Annotated in this window: 1 protein-coding gene; it reads left to right on the top strand. The window is 38.7% G+C overall.

The window, feature by feature from the left end; translation table 11 throughout:
* Nucleotides 1–2: 2 nt before the first annotated feature.
* A partial coding sequence (locus EYD45_RS16585; RefSeq protein ID WP_233702699.1) for a VOC family protein occupies nt 3–313 on the top strand: 311 nt, incomplete at its 3' end.

The following is a 313-nucleotide window of genomic DNA, read 5'->3' as shown; positions in this document are numbered from 1 at the left end:
AAATTCCAGTGGCAGATATGGACAGGTCTAAAGCACTTTACGAAGCAGTTTTTCAAATTAAAATTGATGTTCAAAATTTTGGCGGTATTCTTATGGACTGGTTTCCGTTTGCCGAGGGAAAGGAAGGCGCAGCAGGAACTTTAATAAAACAAGAATCATACATCCCAAGTCAAGAAGGAACATTGGTGTACTTTATGAGTGATGATGTAAAAATCGAATTGGGTAGGGTGGAAGCTGCAGGTGGTAAAATATATCAACCTAAAACCCAGATATCACCAGAGCATGGTTATATGGGTGTTATTATTGATACGGA

The organism is Hyunsoonleella flava (genome assembly GCF_004310325.1).
In the GTDB taxonomy this organism is placed as follows: Bacteria; Bacteroidota; Bacteroidia; order Flavobacteriales; family Flavobacteriaceae; genus Jejuia; species Jejuia flava.
The sequence above is the reverse complement of the archived record's forward strand: the minus strand, read 5'-3'. Positions and strand labels throughout refer to the sequence as shown.